At 32.5% G+C, this 21070-nt stretch carries 18 protein-coding genes (1 of these 18 running past the window's edge); 1 reads left to right on the top strand and 17 read right to left on the bottom strand.

The annotated features are described in order from the left end of the window. The 8 genes in view from rlmD to murB are tightly spaced (at most 30 nt apart) and all read right to left on the bottom strand, a layout consistent with a single transcriptional unit that may run on beyond the window. A protein-coding gene (gene rlmD, locus ACF3NF_RS07070) for a 23S rRNA (uracil(1939)-C(5))-methyltransferase RlmD (RefSeq protein WP_394022856.1) crosses the window boundary here: on the bottom strand, window positions 1-866 show its 5' portion. It extends 385 nt beyond the left edge of the window; 866 of the gene's 1251 nt are visible here — the first part of the coding sequence; it begins with the start codon at window positions 864-866; its stop codon lies beyond the left edge, outside the window. Further along, window positions 866-2644, bottom strand: a complete 1779-nt coding sequence (pyk, locus tag ACF3NF_RS07065; protein ID WP_394022854.1) for a pyruvate kinase — start codon at window positions 2642-2644, stop codon at window positions 866-868. The genes rlmD and pyk overlap by 1 nt, the downstream gene beginning before the upstream one ends. A 17-nt stretch (window positions 2645-2661) precedes the next feature. Next, entirely contained in the window at window positions 2662-3621 is a 960-nt protein-coding gene (pfkA, locus tag ACF3NF_RS07060) for a 6-phosphofructokinase (RefSeq protein ID WP_394022852.1), read from the bottom strand. Between the two features lie 9 nt (window positions 3622-3630). Further along, complete coding sequence (locus ACF3NF_RS07055) at window positions 3631-7086, bottom strand: DNA polymerase III subunit alpha (protein ID WP_394022850.1); 3456 nt, start codon at window positions 7084-7086, stop codon at window positions 3631-3633. A 30-nt stretch (window positions 7087-7116) separates the two neighbouring features. Continuing rightward, on the bottom strand, window positions 7117-8013 hold the full coding sequence (gene whiA / locus ACF3NF_RS07050; RefSeq protein ID WP_394022848.1) for a DNA-binding protein WhiA: 897 nt from the start codon (window positions 8011-8013) through the stop codon (window positions 7117-7119). A gap of 4 nt (window positions 8014-8017) precedes the next feature. Further along, window positions 8018-8734 (bottom strand): tyrosine-protein phosphatase, encoded by a 717-nt coding sequence (locus ACF3NF_RS07045; protein WP_262122512.1) that lies wholly within the window; start codon window positions 8732-8734, stop codon window positions 8018-8020. Between the two features lies 1 nt (window position 8735). After that, the gene (gene rapZ, locus ACF3NF_RS07040; RefSeq protein WP_394022845.1) at window positions 8736-9584 is read right to left on the bottom strand and encodes an RNase adapter RapZ; all 849 of its coding nucleotides are present in this window, start codon (window positions 9582-9584) and stop codon (window positions 8736-8738) included. Next, window positions 9584-10486 (bottom strand): UDP-N-acetylmuramate dehydrogenase, encoded by a 903-nt coding sequence (gene murB / locus ACF3NF_RS07035; RefSeq protein ID WP_394022843.1) that lies wholly within the window; start codon window positions 10484-10486, stop codon window positions 9584-9586. Before murB ends, rapZ begins: the two co-directional genes overlap by 1 nt. 154 nt (window positions 10487-10640) lie before the next feature. On the opposite strand from murB, the gene rpmB reads away from it, so the two are divergent. Then, window positions 10641-10829: a 50S ribosomal protein L28 gene (rpmB, locus tag ACF3NF_RS07030; protein WP_262122507.1), complete on the top strand. Its 189-nt coding sequence runs from the start codon at window positions 10641-10643 to the stop codon at window positions 10827-10829. 68 nt (window positions 10830-10897) lie between these two features. Here the strand turns inward: rpmB and ACF3NF_RS07025 are convergent, their stop codons facing one another. From ACF3NF_RS07025 to def, 9 genes are all read right to left on the bottom strand, one after another. Then, window positions 10898-13027, bottom strand: coding sequence for a catalase (locus ACF3NF_RS07025; RefSeq protein ID WP_394022841.1), 2130 nt, complete (start codon window positions 13025-13027; stop codon window positions 10898-10900). 68 nt (window positions 13028-13095) lie between these two features. Then, entirely contained in the window at window positions 13096-13758 is a 663-nt protein-coding gene (gene rpe / locus ACF3NF_RS07020) for a ribulose-phosphate 3-epimerase (protein ID WP_394022839.1), read from the bottom strand. After that, on the bottom strand, window positions 13752-14621 hold the full coding sequence (gene rsgA, locus ACF3NF_RS07015; protein WP_394022837.1) for a ribosome small subunit-dependent GTPase A: 870 nt from the start codon (window positions 14619-14621) through the stop codon (window positions 13752-13754). Before rsgA ends, rpe begins: the two co-directional genes overlap by 7 nt. Further along, window positions 14621-16615, bottom strand: a complete 1995-nt coding sequence (gene pknB, locus ACF3NF_RS07010; RefSeq protein WP_394022835.1) for a Stk1 family PASTA domain-containing Ser/Thr kinase — start codon at window positions 16613-16615, stop codon at window positions 14621-14623. The genes rsgA and pknB overlap by 1 nt, the downstream gene beginning before the upstream one ends. A gap of 9 nt (window positions 16616-16624) precedes the next feature. Next, window positions 16625-17347: a Stp1/IreP family PP2C-type Ser/Thr phosphatase gene (locus ACF3NF_RS07005; RefSeq protein ID WP_394022833.1), complete on the bottom strand. Its 723-nt coding sequence runs from the start codon at window positions 17345-17347 to the stop codon at window positions 16625-16627. A 2-nt stretch (window positions 17348-17349) separates the two neighbouring features. Next, complete coding sequence (rlmN, locus tag ACF3NF_RS07000; RefSeq protein WP_394022831.1) at window positions 17350-18375, bottom strand: 23S rRNA (adenine(2503)-C(2))-methyltransferase RlmN; 1026 nt, start codon at window positions 18373-18375, stop codon at window positions 17350-17352. Window position 18376: 1 nt separating this feature from the next. Further along, entirely contained in the window at window positions 18377-19657 is a 1281-nt protein-coding gene (gene rsmB, locus ACF3NF_RS06995; protein ID WP_394022829.1) for a 16S rRNA (cytosine(967)-C(5))-methyltransferase RsmB, read from the bottom strand. Beyond that, a complete protein-coding gene (fmt, locus tag ACF3NF_RS06990) occupies window positions 19650-20585 on the bottom strand; it encodes a methionyl-tRNA formyltransferase (protein ID WP_394022827.1) in 936 nt (311 codons plus the stop codon). Before fmt ends, rsmB begins: the two co-directional genes overlap by 8 nt. After that, complete coding sequence (def, locus tag ACF3NF_RS06985; RefSeq protein WP_262122497.1) at window positions 20578-21054, bottom strand: peptide deformylase; 477 nt, start codon at window positions 21052-21054, stop codon at window positions 20578-20580. Before def ends, fmt begins: the two co-directional genes overlap by 8 nt. Window positions 21055-21070 lie beyond the last annotated feature (16 nt).

Below are 21070 nucleotides of genomic sequence, written 5' to 3'. Positions count from 1 at the left end.
GACATGGAGCTTGTTGCAGATCCGCAGTAGAGGTCTAGGAGCTTTTGCTTTTCTCCTAAAAATTCTCTGGCCACACCATATAAATTTTCTATCTGGTAGTCATTTACCTGGTAAAAATCATTGGTACTTATTTTAAATTCTTTTTGACCAATTTTGTAATCAAGATACCCTTCGCCACTGATAATAATTAAATCTTTACCGACTATTAAGTTAATATTATAAAAGCTATTTGAGTATTTTTCATTTATGTATGCAATAGCTTTGTTATCAAATTTTCCTTGTAGGTTTAATAATAGATTATTTTCACTTGCCCTTATGGAGATTTCTTCTACAATGCCTATGAATTTTTGATTAATATCTCTGCATATTTTTTCAATTTTAGCTAAATTTTCAGATATTTTTTCATTTGCTATTAGACAATCATCTATTTTTACTAATTTTTTAGAATAAGTTTCTAGGTAGTTTAACCCCCCATTTTGATTTACTTGCAAGCGAATTTTGTTTCTATAGTTAAATTCTGGACTTTCGATAATTTCTAAATCATGAATTACTATTCCAGTAGATTTTTTTATGGCATTTTTTATTAGATTTTTCTTTAATTCTATTTGTGTGTCATAATTGATATCCATTATAGAACAACCTCCACATTCATAAAAGTATGGACATGGAGGTTTTCTTTGATAATCACTTTTAATTTTTGTTTGTATTTTTTTTGCTTCTAAGAAGTTTTTCTTCTCAGCAATTACTTTGGCATCTAGAGTTTCACCATAAACAGCATTTTCTACAAACACTGTTTTGCCTTCTGTGCGGGCTACACCCCTGCCATCTTGTAGGATATCAATTATCTTAATGTTTTCTATAATCATTAGATAACTTTTGCTTCCCCTTTATAAATTACGCCACCGATTGGGTCTACTGTTATTTTATCACCATCTTTTACTAGATTTCTGATATTAAATGCTCCTACTACTGCTGGCAATCCAAAGTGAACTGCTGCTATTGCTGTATGACTTGTTAACCCACCTTCTTCTGTGACAATTGCACTTGATTTTTGGATGTATTCTGTTATATCAGCATCTGTAAATTTAGCAACAATGATATCGCCTTCTTCAAATTTGTCCTCTAGTTCTTTTTTGGTTGAAGCCAGGCAAACTTTTCCTGAAACAGATTTTGTACCTATTCCTGTACCACTTGTAATGATATCGCCTATTATATGAACTTTGATTAGGTTTGAATTTCCTGAAATACCTAGCGGAATTCCTGCTGTTACAACTGTAAGATCTCCTTCTGATACAAATCCATTGTCAATTGCTCCAAATATTGCGCGATCGATTAGCTCATCTGTTTCTCCCGCTTCTTGGATCACTATTGGGTATACTCCCCAAACTACAGATAGTTGGCGAGCAACTCTATCTGTTGTGGTTGCAGCAACTGAATTGGTTTGTGGTTTGAATTTTGATATGATTCTTGAAGTATTACCGCTTGAAGTACAAGAAATAATTGCTTTTGCATCAAGTTGTTTTGCTATTTGACAGGTATTTTTCGCTATTGCGTTTGTCGTAGTATTTGATGATGAAATATCTGTTTCATAAATATTTTTTCTAAAGTCATCAGATAATTCTGTTGTGATACAAATATTTCTCATTGTTCGAACAGCTTCTACTGGATATTTTCCCCCAGCTGTTTCTCCTGAAAGCATTACACAGTCAGTTCCATCTATAATTGCATTTGCAACGTCTGTAGTTTCTGCTCTGGTTGGTCTTGGGTTTCTAATCATAGAATCTAGCATTTGGGTAGCGGTTATAACTGGTTTTGCTGCTAGATTTGTTTTTCTAATCATTTCTTTTTGAACTATTGGTATAAGCTCAGTTCTAATTTCTATACCTAAATCACCACGGGCAATCATGATACCATCACTTGCTTCGATTATTTCCTCAAGGTTATCTACACCTTCTTGGCTTTCTACTTTTGAGAATATTTTGATATGTTCTCCACCGTGATCTTCTAGAACACGTCTAATATCATAAACGTCTTCTTTTTTACGTACGAATGATGCAGCTATGAAGTCTATATCATTTTCAATACCAAATTTAATATCATCTATGTCCTTTGGTGTTAGTGATGGCAGATTGGTTTGTCTACCTGGCAAGTTTACACCCTTGTGATTTGAAAGCACACCATTATTCATTGCCTTACATATGACATCTGTACCATCTTTTATATCAATAACTTCTAATTGTACTAGACCATCGTCAATAAAAATATTAGAACCTACTTCAACATCATTTGGAAGTCCTTCGTATGATACTGAAACTATATCTTGAGTACCTTCCACATCTCTAGTTGTTAGGGTAAAGATATCATCAGGCTTTAAGAAAACTTCATCTACATTAAAGTTTCCAGTTCTAATTTCTGGTCCCTTTGTATCAAGCATTATTGCAACTGGTTCATTTAATTTTCTTCTAACTTTTTTGATTGTTTTTATTTTTGCTAGGTGCTCTTCGTGATTTCCGTGAGAAAAGTTTAATCTAGCAACATTCATTCCATTTAGAATTAATTCTTCTAATATTTCTGGAGATTCAGATGAAGGTCCAATTGTACAAACTATTTTGGTTTTTTTAAGTATATCTGGTACTTGATTCATTTTTAACTCCTTACTTACTATCTTGATAAGTTGTTTGCTAATTCGTATAGGTGTTCATCAAATTGAGATTTTGTGCTGACTGCATCCTCTATGCTAACTTCTATGAGGCTTCCATCAAGATACCCAATTGCTAAATTAGTTTTTTCTTCAGAAAGTAATTCTACAGCACGAGCTCCCATTGTAGATCCTAAAAGCCTATCTACAACAGATGGAGACCCGCCTCTTTGCACGTGGCCTAGGATTGTAACCTTTGTCTCAATTCCTGTTTTTTCTTCTAATTCTTTAGCTATGGAGTATGGATCGCCTACACCTTCTGCAAGTGTTATAAGATGGTGAAGTTTTCCTCTTTTTCTACCATGCTCCATTTTTTCAACTATATCATCCATAGAAAATTCATGTTCAGGAACAATTATTGATTCTGCTCCACCAGCTAGACCTGAATAAAGACCTAAATCTCCACAATTTCTACCCATTACTTCAATAACAACAGCACGACCGTGGGAACTAGATGTATCACGTAGCTTACCGATAGCATCACTTACAGTCTCCATAGCTGTAAAAAATCCAATTGTAAAATCAGTATAGCCCATATCGTTATCTATAGTTCCAGGAATACCAATTGTTTTGATACCAAGATCAGAAAGAGCTTTAGCTCCCTTAAATGATCCATCTCCACCAATTACAATTAGCCCCTCAATACCATAATCAGATAAGATTTGAGCTGCTTTTTTTTGACCTTCTTCATTTGTAAATTCAGTACTTCTTGCAGTACCAAGGATAGTACCACCCTTATGGATAATATCAGCAACTGATGAAACATTCATTTCATAAATGTCACCTTTCATCAATCCATCATATCCATTTCTGATGCCCTTAATCCTCATTCCATTATTTAAAGCTGTTCTAACTGCTGCTCTTATGGCTGAGTTCATACCAGGTGCATCGCCACCGCTTGTTAAAATACCTATCGTATTCATATAAACTCCTTAAGTTAACTTAACATTTTCTTTTCCTAAAAATTGTTCTAATTTCTCTATATTTTGGTCGCTGGTGTCTACCCACAACCTTTCATCGAGCTTAAAGGATTTGTTGCGGTCTTCAAAATATACCACAACTGGTGTTTTACCACTGTACTCCTTTAATACTCCTCGTAGATTATTATACTCGTTATATTTAGTTTTTAAGTATAAAGTTCTTAAATCTAAGCTATCAATGTCTATAAACTCCTGGCACAGAAGTTTTATATCTTCATCATCCACTTGTAATTTACCCTTAACTAGCACAACATTATCATCTTCTATTAAATTTCTGTACGTTTTGTATGTATCTGGGAAGATTACCATTTCTATTGACCCATGTAAGTCTTCAATATTTGCAAAAGCCATAAGGCTTCTTTTTTTAGTCATAATTTCTGATTTACCAGTGATAATACCAGCCATAGTTACAAATTTATTATCAAGTCTTGTAATTTCTGGATTTGTTAACTCATCCTTATAATTTGTTCTAAAAGTAATAGTATTTTTTAGTTTATCATTGGCTTCGCTGAGCGGGTGGTCAGAAATATAAAATCCTAGCACATCTTTTTCTAATGATAATTTAACTTTTTTTGGATATTCGCTTATATCTGGAAATGTTATATCTTCAGTTGGATTTTCATTTGTTTGACTAGCCATGTCTAGCAAATTCATTTGCCCTTTAACGTTTACTTTTTGGCCCTCATGGACAGTTGCCATTGCTTTTTCATAAACGGCCATTAGTTTTGACCTAGCATAGCCCATAGAATCAAAAGCTCCTGCCTTTATCAATGACTCCAGTCCTTTTTTATTTAAGGCCCTACTATCGTAAGCTTCCACCCTTTCTAAGAAGTCTTTAAAATTTGAAAACTCACCATCTTTTTGCCTTGAAGATATAATTGCATTTATAAAATTTATCCCCAAATTTTTTATACCTGATAATCCAAAAATAATCTTACCATCTTTTGCAAAAAACTTTTGAAATGACAAATTAACATCTGGGGCTATTACCTCTATGCCCATGGATTTTGCTTCACTAACATATAAATAAAGTTTTGATGCACTATCCATAACAGAGGATATTAGATTTGCCATATATTCTTCTGGAAAATAGTGTTTTAAATATGCAGTTTGGACTGCAACTAAAGAGTAAGCGGCTGAGTGGGATTTATTAAAGGCATATTTTGCAAAGGAAATCATCTCATCATAGATCTTATTTGCTGCCCTCTCACTTACCCCATTGCGGATACATCCTGGGATAATTACTTCTCCATTTTCATCTACTTTACCATTTACAAAAATTTCCCTATTTGCTTCCATGATGTCCATTTTTTTCTTACTCATGGCACGTCTTAAATTGTCAGCTTCTCCAAGAGAGAATCCTCCCAGCTGCTGGACAATTTGCATTACCTGTTCTTGATAAACTATAATTCCATAAGTAACTGCTAAAATTGGTTTTAGTTTTTCATCTAAAAAAGATACATCTTTTGGATTATTTTTGTTATGGATGTATGTTGGAATTTCATCCATTGGCCCCGGCCTAAATAATGAGTTTGCTGAAACCAAGTCATCAAATACTGTAGGTTTTAAATTTTTTAGGAAATTTCTCATCCCTGGAGATTCAAATTGGAAAAGTCCAATTGTTTTTGCCTTATTAAACTGATCTATGATATTAGGATCATTTTCATCTATGTTTTCAATGTCAACATCTATACCACGATTTGCTTTAACATCCTTTATGGTATCTTTGATGACTGTAAGATTTCGAAGACCTAAAAAGTCCATTTTTAAAAGTCCCAGCTCTTCAATTTCTGTCATATTAAATTGTGTTACAACTTGGTCATTGGATAAGGCTAATGGAACAATATCTGTCAAAATTTCCTTACTCATTACCACACCTGCCGCATGGATTGATGTATGACGTGGTAATGATTCTACTTTTCTAGCAGTATCTATTAATCTTTTGCTTTCTGCATCGCTCTCATAGGCTTCTTTAAATTTATCTGACTCTTCTAGGGCGCGATCTAGAGTCATATTTATCACTGCAGGTACTAATTTTGCGATTTTATCTACTTTCCCATAAGAAATATCTAAAACACGACCTACATCACGGATAGCATTTCTAGCCTGCATCCTACCAAAGGTTACAATTTGGGATACGTGATCACGTCCATAAAGTTCGTTTACATACTCTACAACTTCATCACGTCTGACATAGTCAAAATCTATATCTATATCAGGCATGGAAACTCTTTCCGGATTTAAAAACCTTTCAAAAATCAAATCGTATTTTAAGGGGTCAATTTGTGTAATATCCAGTGAGTAAGAAACCAAGGATCCAGCAGCAGATCCTCGACCTGGACCAACTGCTATGTCATTTTCCTTGGCAAACCTTACAAAATCCCAAACGATAAGAAAATAATCAATGTATCCCATATTATGAATTACATTTATTTCCTTAAGGGCACGAGCTCTTATATCTTCATCCACATTTTCATATTTTTTTGCTAGTCCCTCATCTACTAATTGGGTTAAATATTCCAAATTAGTCATATTTTCTGGTAATTTAGAAAAATATGGCAAGTGTGGGTGGTGGAATTCTATTTCGACATTGCACATTTGTGCAATCTTATTTGTATTTTCCAAGGCACGCTCATAGTCTTTAAAGATAGCATACATTTCATCGGGAGATTTCAGATAAAACTCATCACATGGCATCTTCATCCTATCTTCATCCTTCAATAGAGCCCCAGTTTGTATACATAAAAGGACATCTTGGTAAAAACTATCTTCCCTGTTTATGTAGTGGACATCATTTGTAGCAACAAGTTCTATATCCAAATCCTTATGCATTTTTACTAGAACTTCATTAACTCTTTTTTGTTCAGGAAGGCCATGGTTTTGTAGTTCTAGGTAATAATTATCCTTACCAAAAACTTCTGCATATTTTTTTGCTGTTTCATACGCAGCTTCAATATCATTTTCTAAAATTCTTTGATTGACCTCTCCACTTAGGCAAGCGCTAAGAGCAATAATATCATCAGAATATTTTTTTATAAAATCAAGGTCTACTCTAGGTTTATAGTAATAACCATTTACATATCCCTCAGAAACTATTTTCAAAAGATTTTGGTAACCATTATTATTTTTTGCAAGCAAAATCAAATGATAATATCGTTTATTACTAGGATCTTTAATTAAATGGTCTTTTTCGCTCACATAGACCTCGCAGCCAATAATTGGTTTTATGCCAGCTGCAGTTGCTTTTTTATAAAACTCAATTACTCCATACATTTGACCATGGTCAGTAATTGCTAGAGAGTCCATGCCGAAAGACTTGGCTTTTTCAATTAATTCATCAATTCTTGAAAAACCATCTAGCAAGGAATATTCAGTATGCAAGTGTAAATGAGTAAATTTGTTTTCCATCATATCTCCCAAAATAAAAAGATTTGCTTATCACAAATCTTCCGCCATTTTTATAAATTTTTGTAACCTATAATTTACCTTTGATTTGCTCATAGCTGGCTTAACCATTGCTCCCAGTTCCTCTATGGATGCGTAGGGATTTTCAAGCCTTAAGTTTCCTATTTCAATCATATCATCTGATAACTTTTGAAATTCATTTTGCTTAATCAAATAGTTTATTGCATCTACTTGTTTTAAAGATGCATTAACAGTTCTATCAATATTTGCCTTATCAAAATTAGTTTGCCTATTGATGTCATTTCTTATAGACCTCATAGCTCTGACATTTTCTAATTCAAATAAAGATTTATTGGCCTCAATAATTGCCAAAAAATCTGAAATCTTATCGCTATCTTTAAGGTATACTACGTATGAATCTTTTTTGACATTTACTTTTGGATTTAGTTCAAATATTTCCATCGATTTTTTTAGTAAATCTGCGCTATTTTCATCATTTGAACTAATTTCTAAATTATATCCTCTTTGAGGATCGTTTACCGATCCCTTAAAAACAAAGGCTGTTTTTAAAAAAGATTTTATCTCATCAAAGGATACATCTTCCAAGTCCCTAGGATTATTTATAAAAAAATTACTGCTTTTATCCATTATGTCTTCAGATATTTTACTTTCCTCGATAATAACGGTAAAGAGTCTATCATCATTGTTCAAATCTTTTATTTCAAAGGTTGATGAGTACTTGTAAGTATCTTTAATAATATTGTAAATGTATCTAGCTTCAGTATTAGAATAAGTTTTAAAAACTATTTTGTAGCCGCTATTTGAAATCCTAATTGAACCTATAAAATCTAGCACGCACATAAGTTCTGCTAGTGGATTGATCGGTTCTTTTTTCAGGACTTCTTTTTTACATCTTTTTGAAAAAGACATATTATCACCTAGTTAATTTATTTTTCACCTTGTCAATTGTCTCTTGGTCAACTTTTGCATATAGCAAATATTCTTCAAAGCTTTTGTATTTGCGTTCTATATATTCATATGCTTCTTTCATGGCATATGGATTTGTAATTCTAAATACAGAATATGGCTCATCCTCATCATATCTTTCGATATATCCTAGATATGCCGAAGAAATTTCATAATCTGCAATTATATCTGCACGGCTGACATTTGCTAGCCCCATCAGTATCATTGAAATAATTCCTGTGCGGTCCTTGCCCTCTTGGCAGTGAAATAAAGTTGCCCCATCAGTGTTTGCAAAAACTTCCATTATTTCTTTAATCTTTGGAAAATTATCAATCAGATTTCTATAGGTTGATCCGATAGAAATTTCTCTATTTATAATCTGTTCTATTTCTTCTTTACGAAACTCATCGTTTGGTGCAAGGGAAATGTTGTGAAAATTAAAGTTATCATATAATTTTTTGTGACTATCACTTTCAAATGGGATTTCTCTTTCTCGCCTTAAATCGATAATAGCTTCTACCCCATAGTCTTTAAGAATTTTTACTTCTTCATCACTAATATCATCAAGATTTGCAGCCCTCAAAAAATTCTTCCATTGAGTGACACTACCATCCATGGTCGGCACTCCTCCAATTTCTCTTGCATTTTTTATATTTTCCAAAGGTAGTCTTTTATAATACTGCATTTCACCATTTTTCCTTATCTCTATGTTTTTTTACAACTATGTAATCTTCATTTTTAAGTTTTTTGTACATTCTTTCTGCCATATAAACCGAACGATGCTTACCTCCAGTGCAACCAAAGGCAATTGTTACTGTGTTTTTTCCCTGATTTTTAAATTCTGGAATTAGATAGCCAATCATTTTGTATACATCATCGGCAAAGTTATCTATGATTTTGAATTCATCTAAGTAATTTTTTAGTTTTTTATCAGTTCCATTTAAGGGTTTTAATTCTTCTATGTAAAATGGATTTGGTAAAAATCTCATATCGAATACATAATCAAAGTCTTCACTTATTCCATTTTTATATCCAAATGATAGAAGATTTACTATCATCGAATCTTTTTTTTCTAAAGAATCTTCTATAACTTTCTTTAGTTCCTTAGCTGTATAATTACTGGTGTCTATAAATCTATCAGAAATTTTTCTAATATCTTCTAGAAATAATTTTTCTTTTTCTATCCCATCAGACACATTTCCAAATTCTCCTAATGGATGTGGGCGGCGTAGTTCGTTATATCTTTTTAAAATCATGCTATCACTGCAATAAACATATATAATTTCAGTATCAGCATTTTTTTCTTTTAATGATTTGAAGGACTCGTACATATTACTATCAAGATTGTGGGATCTAAAATCAATTACAACTGCCATTTTGTCAATGGGTTTTTCTTGGGTTTCATTAAGTTCGATAAACTTCTCAATTAAATATGCTGGAGAATTATCCATAGCATAATAACCCATATCTTCATACGCCCTTAAGGCAGTAGTTTTCCCTGAACCACTTAAACCAGTAATTATTTTAAGTTTCATTATAATTCTCCGATTAGTTTAACCTCACGTTCTAAAGTAAATCCTGTTTTGTCATAAACAATTTTTGCAACTTCTTCAATAAATGCAAGCATTTCAGCACTTGTTGCATCTCCTCTATTAATTATAAATCCACAGTGTTTTTCACTTACTTGGCAATCGCCAATTCTATATCCCCTTAGTCCACATTCATCAATTAACTTTGATGCATAAGAACCTTCTGGCCTTTTGAATGTAGAACCAGCAGATTTTTTATCAAGTGGTTGCTTGGTTTCACGTCGATTTGTATAATCTTCGTATTTGCTAAGTGCTTCATCTAGACTGTCTGGACTAAGTTCAAAAACTGCTGATGATACTATAAGGTCTTGTTCAAATATTTTTGAGTGTCTGTATGAAAAATTCATTTCTTCATTGGTAAATTTATATTCATTTCCAGCAAAATCGAAGGCCCTTACACTAACACATACATCTTTTATTTCTCCGCCATAGGCACCAGCGTTCATAGCAACTGCTCCACCAACAGTCCCTGGAATTCCAGAAATTTCTTCCATGCCGGTTAGGTGGTTTGCAATTGATGTTGTTGCAGCCTTATTTAAAGATGTTCCTGCTAGAACTGTCATTGTTGTCCCATCAATGCTTATGGCATCATAATTATCAGCTAATACTAAAACACATCCTCTGATGCCCTTATCAGTTATAAGTAGATTTGATCCTAGACCTATAACTGTAGTTTTAATTTCATTTTCATAGTTAAATTTTAGTAAGTTTTTTAATTCTTCTTCATTACTTGGTTTGATAAGTACATCAGCAGGTCCGCCAATGCCCCAAGTTGTGTAATCTTTTAATGGTTCGTCAAAAAGTATTTCTCCAAATCTCTTTGCCTCATAAATAGATTTGTAATCCATATATCCTCCTAGATTTAATAAATTAAATCAAAGTTTTCTATTATTTTATTATACCTTAATTTGTTTTCTTTGTTTATTATAAAAAAATTTGTAATTTGTCCTAAGTTTTGGTAAAATAATAAAGATTAATTGTAAAAAGCTAGGAGGTGTTTATATGGCAAAAACATGCGAAGTTTGTGGCAAAGGTACAAAAGCAGGTAAAACTGTAACTTTCTCACACAAAATCAACAACAGAACTTTTAAACCAAATGTGCATAGAATAAGAGCTATAGTAGATGGATCTCCAAAATCAATCAACGTATGTACTAAATGTTTAAAATCTGGAAGAGTACAAAAAGCATAATCGATTGCTTTTTTTATTTTGAATTCAAAATAAAACCACTAGGAAATTTCCTAGTGGTCTTTTTTTGTCTAGTTTGATCCATCTCTGTACCAGAATCTTTGTTTTGCTAAGTTTTCTATAAATTTATCTATATCTTTACTATCTTTTGTGACCATTACCCCGTCAGCTTTTTCTTGCTCGCTTGAAAGAATGTCACTTGCATCACCAATTAGCCAAATTGGTTTGTAGTGTTTGAATGTTTCTTCTACAAATTCTCCAACATTTTTGCTAAAGTCATGGCTAGGTTTCTCTGGAACAACTACTATTAGGGCATCTTCTAGCACTGGATGTACTGTTTCGTATCTATGTTTTACCATTTGCCCATCTTTTGTATCTTGTAGGTCACCTTGGATAATTTCTGCTTTTGCTTTATTATCTTTTATAGCTTTCACTAATCCTTTAAAGTCAAAGTCATCATCATTGTCAGAGTAGATTCCTACTTTTAATGTATCTGCTTTAAATATAGTATCTTCTTGTGAAAATTCTGGCATTTTTACATTTTGAGCCTCTTTGCTAGGCTTCACTCCTACTGGGTCAAAACCTCTTTCTGCATTTGGTTTTTGAGCTCCAACATTTTTTGCAATTTCTTCTGCTAATTTTTCATCTACATTTGCAAACATGTCTACAACATTTTGTCTAATTTCTGGTCTTCTTACCTTAGAAAGTTCGAATGAAAATGCATCTTTTATGTGTTTTTGTTCTACTTCACTAAGTGATTTATAAAATGCAGTAGCTTGGCTAAAGTGATCTCTAAAGCTATCATCACGATCTTTGATAACTACACCATCAATTTTTTCTTGATAGTGTTCATATCCACCATTTTCTGCTGATTCATAGTATGGTGATTGGTCATCAATAGCTGATTTATGATAAGAAACTGGTCCTTTGTTAATCATATGTTGGTGCCAACCATCTCTTTGGTTATTGTGAACTTCAGAAATTGGTCTATTAATAGGAATTTGTGCAAAGTTTGGTCCACCAAGTCTTAAAAGTTGTGTATCTGTGTAAGAGAAGAGTCTTCCTTGTAATAGTGGGTCGTTTGTAAAATCAATACCTGGGATTACATTTCCTGGGTTAAATGCAACTTGTTCTGTTTCTGCAAAGAAGTTGTCTACATTTCTGTTTAATGTAATCTCACCTATTTTAATTTTTTCAATGTGTTCTTCTGGCCAAACTTTTGTTGGGTCAAGGATATCAAATGGGAAATCAAATTCTTTTTCTTCTGGTAATAATTGTACACAGAAGTCCCAAACTGGATAATTTCCTTCATCGATAGCATCGTATAAGTCTTTTCTTTGACTATCTGGATCATTACCAGAAACTTTTAATGTTTCATCCCACACTCTAGAATGTACACCTAGTTGTGGATTCCATTGGAATCTTACAAATGTTCCTTTTCCCTCAGCATTTACAAATCTAAATGTATGGATACCAAATCCATCAATCATTCTAAGCGATCTAGGTATTGCTCTATCACTCATTTGCCACATTGTCATGTGTGCCGATTCTTGGTTACGGCTTACAAAATCCCAGAAAGTATCATGAGCTGATTGTGCTTGAGGTACTTCTGTATCTGGTTCTGGTTTTACAGCATGAACAAAATCAGGGAATTTTATTGCATCTTGAATAATGAAAATAGGCATATTATTACCTACTATATCGTAGTTTCCTTCTTCAGTGTAGAATTTAAGGGCAAATCCACGTACGTCACGAGGTGTGTCTGTAGAACCTCTAAATCCTGCTACTGTTGAAATTCTTGTAAATAATGGTGTTTCTTTTCCTTCTTCTGTAAAAATTGACGCTTTTGTATATTCACTCATATCTTTTGTACATTTAAATACACCGTGAGCACCTACACCACGAGCGTGAACGATTCTTTCAGGAATTCTTTCATGGTCAAAGTGCATTATTTTTTCTCTTAAATGGAAGTCTTCAATAAGAGTTGGTCCGCGTCTGCCAGCTTTTAAAGAAAACTCATCTTCAGCCATTTTTAGACCCTTATTTGTTGTAAAGGCCTTGTTTTTATTATCGACTTTGTTATATTCTAAGTCTTTTTGCTTAGCGTTATCTGCTACTTGCTCTACTTTATCTATGTCTGGAGGAGTTAGGGGAGCTTTTTTAAAATCATGCTCTTTGTTATTGTCTTGTTTTTTTGCCATTATTATCTCCTTTGTTTTTTTATCATTGCGTCTGTATATACATACCCTCAAATAAAAAAAAGCCACTTTTAAAGTGACTTCTGTTTAAATATTTCATAGTATTTATTTATTTGTTCTTTTATGTCTTTGCCAAATACATCAGATCCTGATACTATCTCGTCTACACCAGCATCAATGACTTTTTCTACATTTGTTGTTTTAATTCCACCATCGACTTGGATTTTGACATCCAGGTTGTTTTCATCAATATAAGCTCTTAGTATTTTGATTTTTTCAATAGAATCTTCCATAAATGTTTGTCCACCAAAACCTGGCTCAACACTCATAACTAAAACTAAATCTATTTTTTTAAGATATGGGATTATCAAATCAATATCAGTTGCAGGCTTAAAGGTAAGTCCTACCTCAATATCATTATCTTTAATTTTATCTATGGTCTGGTCTAGATTTTCGCAAGCTTCATAATGAATTGTTAGCCTATCTACTCCAGAATTTTTAAATTCTTCGATGTACTTAATTGGTTCAACAATCATAGCATGGGTGTCAAAAAAATAATCATTTTTATCTCTGATGTCTTTAATAACCTTAAATCCAAAAGATATATTGGGTACAAAAATCCCATCCATTACATCGATGTGAATCATTTTTAAATCAGTACCAGTAGTTTTGTCCAAATCCTTTTGTAAATTTGAAAAGTTACAAGATAAAATTGATGGGGATAGTTCTACCATTTGTTTTCTCTCCTATCTTTAAGTTCATTAAATATCATCAGATAATTTTCATACCTTGATTTTGCTATTTGACCATTGGCTAATTTTTCTTTTACTTCACAATCTGGCTCATTTATGTGGTTGCAATTTTTAAACCTACAATTACTATCAGCCATTTCTCTAAAAGTATATTTTAGATTGTTTTCATCTTCTAAAAAATCAAAGTCAAAGCTATCAAATCCTGGAGTGTCAAAAATATATGTTTCATTTTCTATGGTAAATATTTCCGTATGGCGGGTAGTGTTTTTTCCGCGTTTTAGTTTCTCAGATATTTCACCAATTTCTAAGTTATTTTCAACTAGATTGTTTAAAAAAGTTGATTTGCCTACTCCGGATGCTCCTGATACTGCAGAAGTTTTTCCTTTTAGAATTTCTTTTATTTTATCTTCTGGGAAATCATTGTAATTATCTAAAGTTAGTATAGTATAACCAATTTTTTGATAAATATCAGTCAAATCATTAATTTTTTCGCTAGTAGCTAAGTCTTTTTTTGATAATACTATAACCACATCTATATGCTCATATTCGCACATGGACAAGTATTTATCAAGGTTGTAGAGATTAAGGGGTGGATCATTGATTGTTATAAAAACTAGCATTTGATCTACATTTGCTATATTTGGTCTTTTTATTGTGTTTTTTCTTTCCAAAATTTCTGTAATATAAGCATTATCTTCATCTTGGATGTCAATTTTTACATCATCACCTACCAAAGGCTTTATGCCTTTTTTTCGGAAATTGCCGCGTGCCTTAGCCATGTAAATTTTATTGCCAGTTTCTACATAATATAATTCTTTTTGAGCTTTGATTATTTTTCCATTCATTACTCTACTCTATACACTCCTAGGGTTTGATCATCTACGATTACTTCAAGACTAGCTCCATATCTAGCTTTTACATTTAAGATTAATAAGCCCTCATTGTTTAAATCAGCACTTGTCATTGTTTGATTTATTATGGCTTGGTTTCTTTGCCCATCTACTATATCAAATACCATGACCCTAAATTGGTCTTTTTCTTCTGGTAAATTAACTCTTAAAACAACATTTCTTAGACCATTTGTATCAGCATTTTGATTATTTTGGTCTTCTTGTTGATTATCTTCTTCTGGACCTAGGCTAATTGTAAGGTCTATTTTAGAATTACTTGCTACTTGTGTTCCATTTGCAATAGATTGGCTGATTACCAAACCTTTTTCTACACTTGTACTGTTTTGATATTTCACATCACGCAGGCTAAGTCCGTATTGGTTGATAATAGCTTTTGCATCTTCTTCAGTTTTTCCTGTTAAATTTGGAACTTCAATTGTGTTTACTCTTTGATCAGACCCTGTACTTACTGTTACATCTACTTCGCTTCCTGCTTGCAATTTCGATGTAGACCTTGGTGTTTGACTAATTATTAAATCCTTATCGACGCTATCGCTAGTTTGAGGATTTGTTCTGCCCAGTCTAAGTCCTATTGCTTTTAGCGTTTCGTCAGCTTGAGAAAGGGTCATATTTCTTAAATCTGGTACTTCTACCTCACGGCCACCACTAATCACAAGATTTATTACCGTTCCTCTGTCCACCTTTGAATTTTGTTCAGGATCCTGGCTCATAACCTTACCGATTTCGTACTCATCGCTTTCTTCTGTTCTAGCAATATTTGCTTTTAGGCCGCGTCTTTCTAGTTCATTTACAGCCTGACTTTGGTCAAGGTTTAATACCATTGGTACTTCAACTTTTTCTCCAGTATTTGTTCTGCCTCGTAAAAAATATACTGCTGAGACCAATATTAAGGCTAAAAGAAGCAATGGCCAAAGTTTTTTATCTGATTTTTTGCCTTTCTTTTTTTCCTTATCATCAGGATTTGAAACATAAACTGCTTCCTTTTTTTCTTCTTCCCTATCACGTTCTACTTGAGCTTGATCATTGTAAACTTTTTGGTATGAACGCTCTTGGGGTACTACAATTGGTATTCTTGCAGTATCAGTTAATTCCTCTTCCTTGATAAAATTTTGATCTTCTAAGGCATCTATTAATTCTTTTGCATTTAAAAATCTGTTTGCTGGATCCTTATCTAAAAGCTTCATTATAATGTAATTTAAATGATCTGATAGGTTTGGATTTAGATTTTTAGCAGGCTCTGGTTTATCTTGTATGTGCATTACAGCAATACTTACGGAATTATCAGCATCAAATGGAACTTTTCCTGTCGCCATTTCATACATAACAGCTCCTAGAGAATATAAGTCAGATTTTTCATCTACTATTTTCCCTTTGGCTTGTTCTGGTGAAATGTAGTGGACTGTTCCTAAAATGGAACTTGTGTAAGTGATAGTAGCATTTGATGATACCCTGGCTATCCCAAAGTCTGTTACTTTTAAGAGTCCATAATTATCTATCAAGATATTTTGTGGTTTGATATCCCTATGGATAATTCCAGCTTGGTGGGCAGTTTTTAAAGCCTGGGCTATTTGTATAGAATAGTCGATTATATCTGGATTTGAAAGCCTTTTTTCATTTACAATCAAATCTTTTAAAGTCTGGCCATCCACAAATTCCATAACTATATAGTGTATACGTTCACCCTTATAAAGGTCCTCTCCTATATCAAATACATTTACAATATTTATATGTGAAAGCTTTGCAGCTGATTGGGCTTCGTTATTAAATTTTTTAAGAAACTCGCTATCCTCAGCGTATTGGTCTTTGAGTATTTTGATAGCTACAAATCTATCTAGGAGTTTGTCTTTGGCCTTATAAACCTTTGCCATACCTCCGACACCGATCTGTTCTATAATCTCGTACCTATCGTCCAAAATTATTTTTTCCATAATACCCTCTTAAATTTTAACGGTTGTTACTGTTATATTGTCTCTACCGCCTGATTGGTTGGCAGCTTCGACAAGTTTATTTGAAATGTCATAAACATCTGAATTTTCGCTAATGATTTCTTTAATCTTCTCAGTGCTTACTTCATTTGTTAAACCGTCTGTTACTATTAAAATCACATCACTATCTATCATTTCGATAGTTTTGCTATCGATATTTACATCAGGTCCTATGCCCACAGCACGTGTTATTGCACTTTTGTTGATAAAGTTTTCTGCTTCATCTTCTTTTAAGGCCCCGCTATCGATTAGCTCGTTTACTAAGGAATGGTCTTTTGTAATTTGACTTATTTGGCCATCCCTATATAAATATAATCTGGAATCACCAATGTGGCTGATGTGATATTTATTATCTTTATAATCTAAACATAGGCAAACTACTGTAGTGCCCATTTTTTCTTCTTTTTTGCTGGCAATGTGATATACTTTTTCATTTGCATATATTATTGCTTTTTCCTGAAAATCAGTAACTGAGCTATAGTCACCTAAATTATTATTTTCTATAAATTCAGTAAAAGACTTACTAGCAAGTGAACTAGCTAATTCTCCATCGCTGTGACCACCCATGCCATCTGCAACTATAAAAAAATCATAGTTGTCAATTGAAACATTGCTATAAGAATCTTCATTTGTTTCTCTAAGTTTTCCAATGTTAGATATGGAAGAAAATTTCATCTTTACCTCGCATAATTATTTCTTAGCTGACCACAGCTAGCATCTATATCTTGACCCATGGAATATCTAATTGTAGCATTGAGTCCATTTTTTGAAAGTTTGTCTTTAAAATCATTTATAACTTTTTTGCTAGTTTTACCATGTTTAAATTCTTCAATTGGATTTAAAGGAATTAAATTGATGTGTACATTTTTCCCACGCATAAGTTTTGTAAGATTTTCCACATCAATATCCCTATTGTTTACCCCATCTATAACTACATATTCAAAAGACACGCGCCTTTTGGTTTTATCAAGATAATAATCGGTTGCTTTTAAAAGACCATTTATATTGTATTTGCGAGCCACAGGCATATATTCTTTTCTCTGCTCATCTGTTGGATAATGTAAACTTACAGCAAGATTTACATCAAGGCCTGTGTCAGCTAACTCATAGATTTTTGGAGTAAGACCAGAAGTTGATAGAGTAATTGACCTATGTGAAAGATTTCTACCCTTTTGGTCTGTGATAATTTCTATAAATTTGGTTATATTGTTAAAATTATCCAAAGGCTCACCTATGCCCATGATTACAATATTATTTATATCTCCATTTAGCCTTTCAAGTTCATAAACTTCATCTATTATTTCTGATGCGCTAAGGTGTCTTACAAGTCCATTTTTAGTAGATGCACAAAAAGTACAGCCCATCCTGCATCCTACTTGGGATGATATGCAAATAGTCTTGCGATCATCATATTCCATAAAAACCGCTTCTATAATATTGCCATCATTTAGTTCAAAAAGATATTTTTTTGTAGAATCTATTTTAGATTCGTAAGTTTCGAGTAGTTTTACCTTTTGAATTTCAAAATCCTGGTCAAGTTTTTCTCTCATATCCAAGGGTAAATCTGTCATTTGATCAAAATCATTTATTTTATTAACATGAATTTGTCTAAAGACTTGCTTTGCCCTAAATTTTTGAAAACCTAGATTGGCAAAAATATCTTCTATTTCTTTAATTGTCTTATCATTTATAGTTTGTTTCATATTAAATCTTCTTAAATTTACTTATAAAAAATCCATCAGTTTTGTCGATATAATTTACATATTCTATGTAATCTTTGCCTTCAATAGGTGTTAGCTCTAAATCATCTTGTGATGATAAAAATAAGAAATTATCCTCATTTTCAATATCTCCTATTGTACAAGTTGAATAAACCAGAACTCCGTCTTTTTTCAAATATTTTATAGCTTGGTCTAAAATATCTTTTTGTAATTCTGCCAATATTTTTATATCATCCATGCTTCTATTATAGCGTATTTCAGGTTTTCTTCCCATAACTCCAAGTCCTGAGCATGGCGCATCTACAAGGACATAATCAAATTGACCTTCATATTCTTTTTTAAATATACTTGCATCAAAACTAATTAGTTTTATATTTTCTAGAGCCAACCTATCAATATTTTCTTTTATCAAAGGCAATTTTTCTTTTGATATATCGTTCGCTACAATTTGTCCCTTATTTTTGATATACTCACCTATATAGGATGTTTTTGTACCAGGGGCAGCACATAAATCAAGGATTTTTGAATCTTCTCTTGGATCTAGGATTTCTATTGTTTTCATTGATCCTTCTTGCTGGATAGTAAAAAATCCATTTTTAAACTCATCTGTATTTACAAGGCCAGATGGATTTAAAATTTTTAGAGCATTTGCTGATAGATTTCCATTTTCTACTTTAAAACCCTTATCTTCTAAAGTCTTTTTTAATGTATCTTTATCAGTTTTTAAATTATTTACCCTTATAGATATTATCTGTTCGCTATTAATATACCTTAAGAAATTTTTGGTATATTCTATCCCATAATTATTAAATATATAGCGGGTTAATTCCTCTGGTAGAGAATATCTGATAGATAGGGATTTTATATCATCGCTTTCTTTTATCTTTGCAATTTCTTCTTCATCTCTTATAAAGTTTCTTAAAATTGCATTTACAAAAGCAGCTGATCTTTTATTTTTTTTCTTAGTTAATTCCACTAGCTCATTTACAATTGCATAATCTTTGGTATTTAGAAAATGAATATTATATATACCAATTTCTAAGATGATTAAAACTGATGAATGGATTTTTTTAAGTCGGACAGTAGAAAGTTTTCTGATCATGTAGTCTAGATAAATTTTATTTTCCAAAACTCCATAGACATTTTTGGTCACAAATCCTAAATTATTTGCAGTATCCGCAATCTTATTTATTTCATCATTTGATTTTGCTTCTTTATTTATAACCCTATCAAGTATATCAAAGCTTAATTCTAAATCAGTCATCTAGGATAATTCCTTTTTTAAAGTCATTGCCCATCAAAAATGACTTGGTATCCATAGCTTTTTTGCCAGGAAATTGCAATTTATTTATTTTAATTGCCCCATCCCCAGTACCAATTACAATATTATTTTTGCCATCAGCTTCATAGATATAGCCTGGCTTTGCCTTATAGTTTTCTAAAATTTCAGCTTCTATAACCTTTACATTATCTCCTTCATAGGTAAAAAATGCTGTTGGAAAATCAATTAGAGCCCTAATTTGGTTGTAAATATCAAAACTAGATTTTTCCCAGTCTATCTTTCCCATTTCTTTGCTGATTTTTGAAGTATATGTTGCAAGATCATCATCTTGTTTTATGCGATTTTGGTATACTACATCAAAATTTAAAATCGTATCACGTACTGCTTTTGATCCCAAGTCGGACATTTTTTCTTCAAGGCTGTAGTAATCATCATTTATATCCACATCTACAATATTTTGCATTAAAATATCACCACTATCCATACCTTTTTCTATAAGCATGGTAGTTGGCGCAGTTTTTGTATCTCCATTTAGCAAGGTAAATTGCATTGGTGCTGCTCCCCTGTATTTTGGAAGTATAGATGGATGTAGATTTATTATTCGGTCATTAAACTCTTCTAGTAAAAGTTTACCAATTAGCTGACCAAAGGCTACTACCACTATAAAGTCAATTTTTAACTCCTTTAACTGATTTACAAATTCTTCTGTATTGACAGAATCAGGGGTTATAACTGGAATATCATTGTCCATAGCATATTGCTTAATTGGGGTTGGAGTGACCTTGTTTCTAGATCTTTTCTTATCTTTTGATGAAACTACTAGCTTTACATCAATATTTTCTTCCTTATAAAGAACATCCAAAGTCTGCACTGCAAACTTTGGATTGCCCATAAAACATATATTAAGCATTTTCGACATCGTAATTAATCTCATCTATATATTTATCTCTAAAAAGCACCCCATTTAAATGGTCAATTTCGTGAGATAAAATTACTGCTGGGAAACCATGAGCATCCCAGATTTGTTCTTTACCATTTTCATCTAAATATTTAACTTTAACGTGTTCTGGTCTTTTAACAGTCGCGTTAAAATTAGGTATAGAAAGACAACCTTCTACTCCTACTTGTTCTCCATCAGCCTCGATAATTTCAGGATTAATTAGTTTTACAAGTCCAGTTTCTTCATCGCGTGGATCTACAACTATAATACGTTTTAAAATACCTACTTGTGGAGCTGCTAGACCTACTCCATCAGCGTGGTACATTGTTTCGCCCATATCTTCTAATAAAATTTTAATTCTGTCTGTTATTTGAGGGACTTTTTTGCATTCTTTTCTAAGAATAGGGTCTCCTTCAATTCTTATATTTCTAATAGCCATATGTTCCTCCTATTTA

Source organism: Anaerococcus martiniensis (assembly GCF_043187485.1).
In the GTDB taxonomy this organism is placed as follows: Bacteria; Bacillota; Clostridia; order Tissierellales; family Peptoniphilaceae; genus Anaerococcus; species Anaerococcus martiniensis.
Note: the sequence above shows the minus strand (reverse complement) of the source record. Positions and strands in the feature narration are given on the sequence as shown.

Excerpts from the sequence above, each read along its gene's own strand:
- pyk (WP_394022854.1), bottom strand. The coding sequence starts at position 2,644 with ATGAATCAAGTACCAGATATACTTAAAAAAACCAAAATAGTTTGTACA.
- ACF3NF_RS07025 (WP_394022841.1), bottom strand. The coding sequence starts at position 13,027 with ATGGCAAAAAAACAAGACAATAACAAAGAGCATGATTTTAAAAAAGCT.
- rapZ (WP_394022845.1), bottom strand. The coding sequence starts at position 9,584 with ATGAAACTTAAAATAATTACTGGTTTAAGTGGTTCAGGGAAAACTACT.
- pknB (WP_394022835.1), bottom strand. The coding sequence starts at position 16,615 with ATGGAAAAAATAATTTTGGACGATAGGTACGAGATTATAGAACAGATC.
- ACF3NF_RS07055 (WP_394022850.1), bottom strand. The coding sequence starts at position 7,086 with ATGGAAAACAAATTTACTCATTTACACTTGCATACTGAATATTCCTTG.
- whiA (WP_394022848.1), bottom strand. The coding sequence starts at position 8,013 with ATGTCTTTTTCAAAAAGATGTAAAAAAGAAGTCCTGAAAAAAGAACCG.
- rlmN (WP_394022831.1), bottom strand. The coding sequence starts at position 18,375 with ATGAAACAAACTATAAATGATAAGACAATTAAAGAAATAGAAGATATT.
- rpmB (WP_262122507.1), top strand. The coding sequence starts at position 10,641 with ATGGCAAAAACATGCGAAGTTTGTGGCAAAGGTACAAAAGCAGGTAAA.
- ACF3NF_RS07005 (WP_394022833.1), bottom strand. The coding sequence starts at position 17,347 with ATGAAATTTTCTTCCATATCTAACATTGGAAAACTTAGAGAAACAAAT.
- rpe (WP_394022839.1), bottom strand. The coding sequence starts at position 13,758 with ATGGTAGAACTATCCCCATCAATTTTATCTTGTAACTTTTCAAATTTA.
- murB (WP_394022843.1), bottom strand. The coding sequence starts at position 10,486 with ATGGATTACAAATCTATTTATGAGGCAAAGAGATTTGGAGAAATACTT.
- pfkA (WP_394022852.1), bottom strand. The coding sequence starts at position 3,621 with ATGAATACGATAGGTATTTTAACAAGCGGTGGCGATGCACCTGGTATG.
- rsgA (WP_394022837.1), bottom strand. The coding sequence starts at position 14,621 with ATGAATGGAAAAATAATCAAAGCTCAAAAAGAATTATATTATGTAGAA.
- ACF3NF_RS07045 (WP_262122512.1), bottom strand. The coding sequence starts at position 8,734 with ATGCAGTATTATAAAAGACTACCTTTGGAAAATATAAAAAATGCAAGA.
- fmt (WP_394022827.1), bottom strand. The coding sequence starts at position 20,585 with ATGCTTAATATATGTTTTATGGGCAATCCAAAGTTTGCAGTGCAGACT.
- def (WP_262122497.1), bottom strand. The coding sequence starts at position 21,054 with ATGGCTATTAGAAATATAAGAATTGAAGGAGACCCTATTCTTAGAAAA.
- rsmB (WP_394022829.1), bottom strand. The coding sequence starts at position 19,657 with ATGACTGATTTAGAATTAAGCTTTGATATACTTGATAGGGTTATAAAT.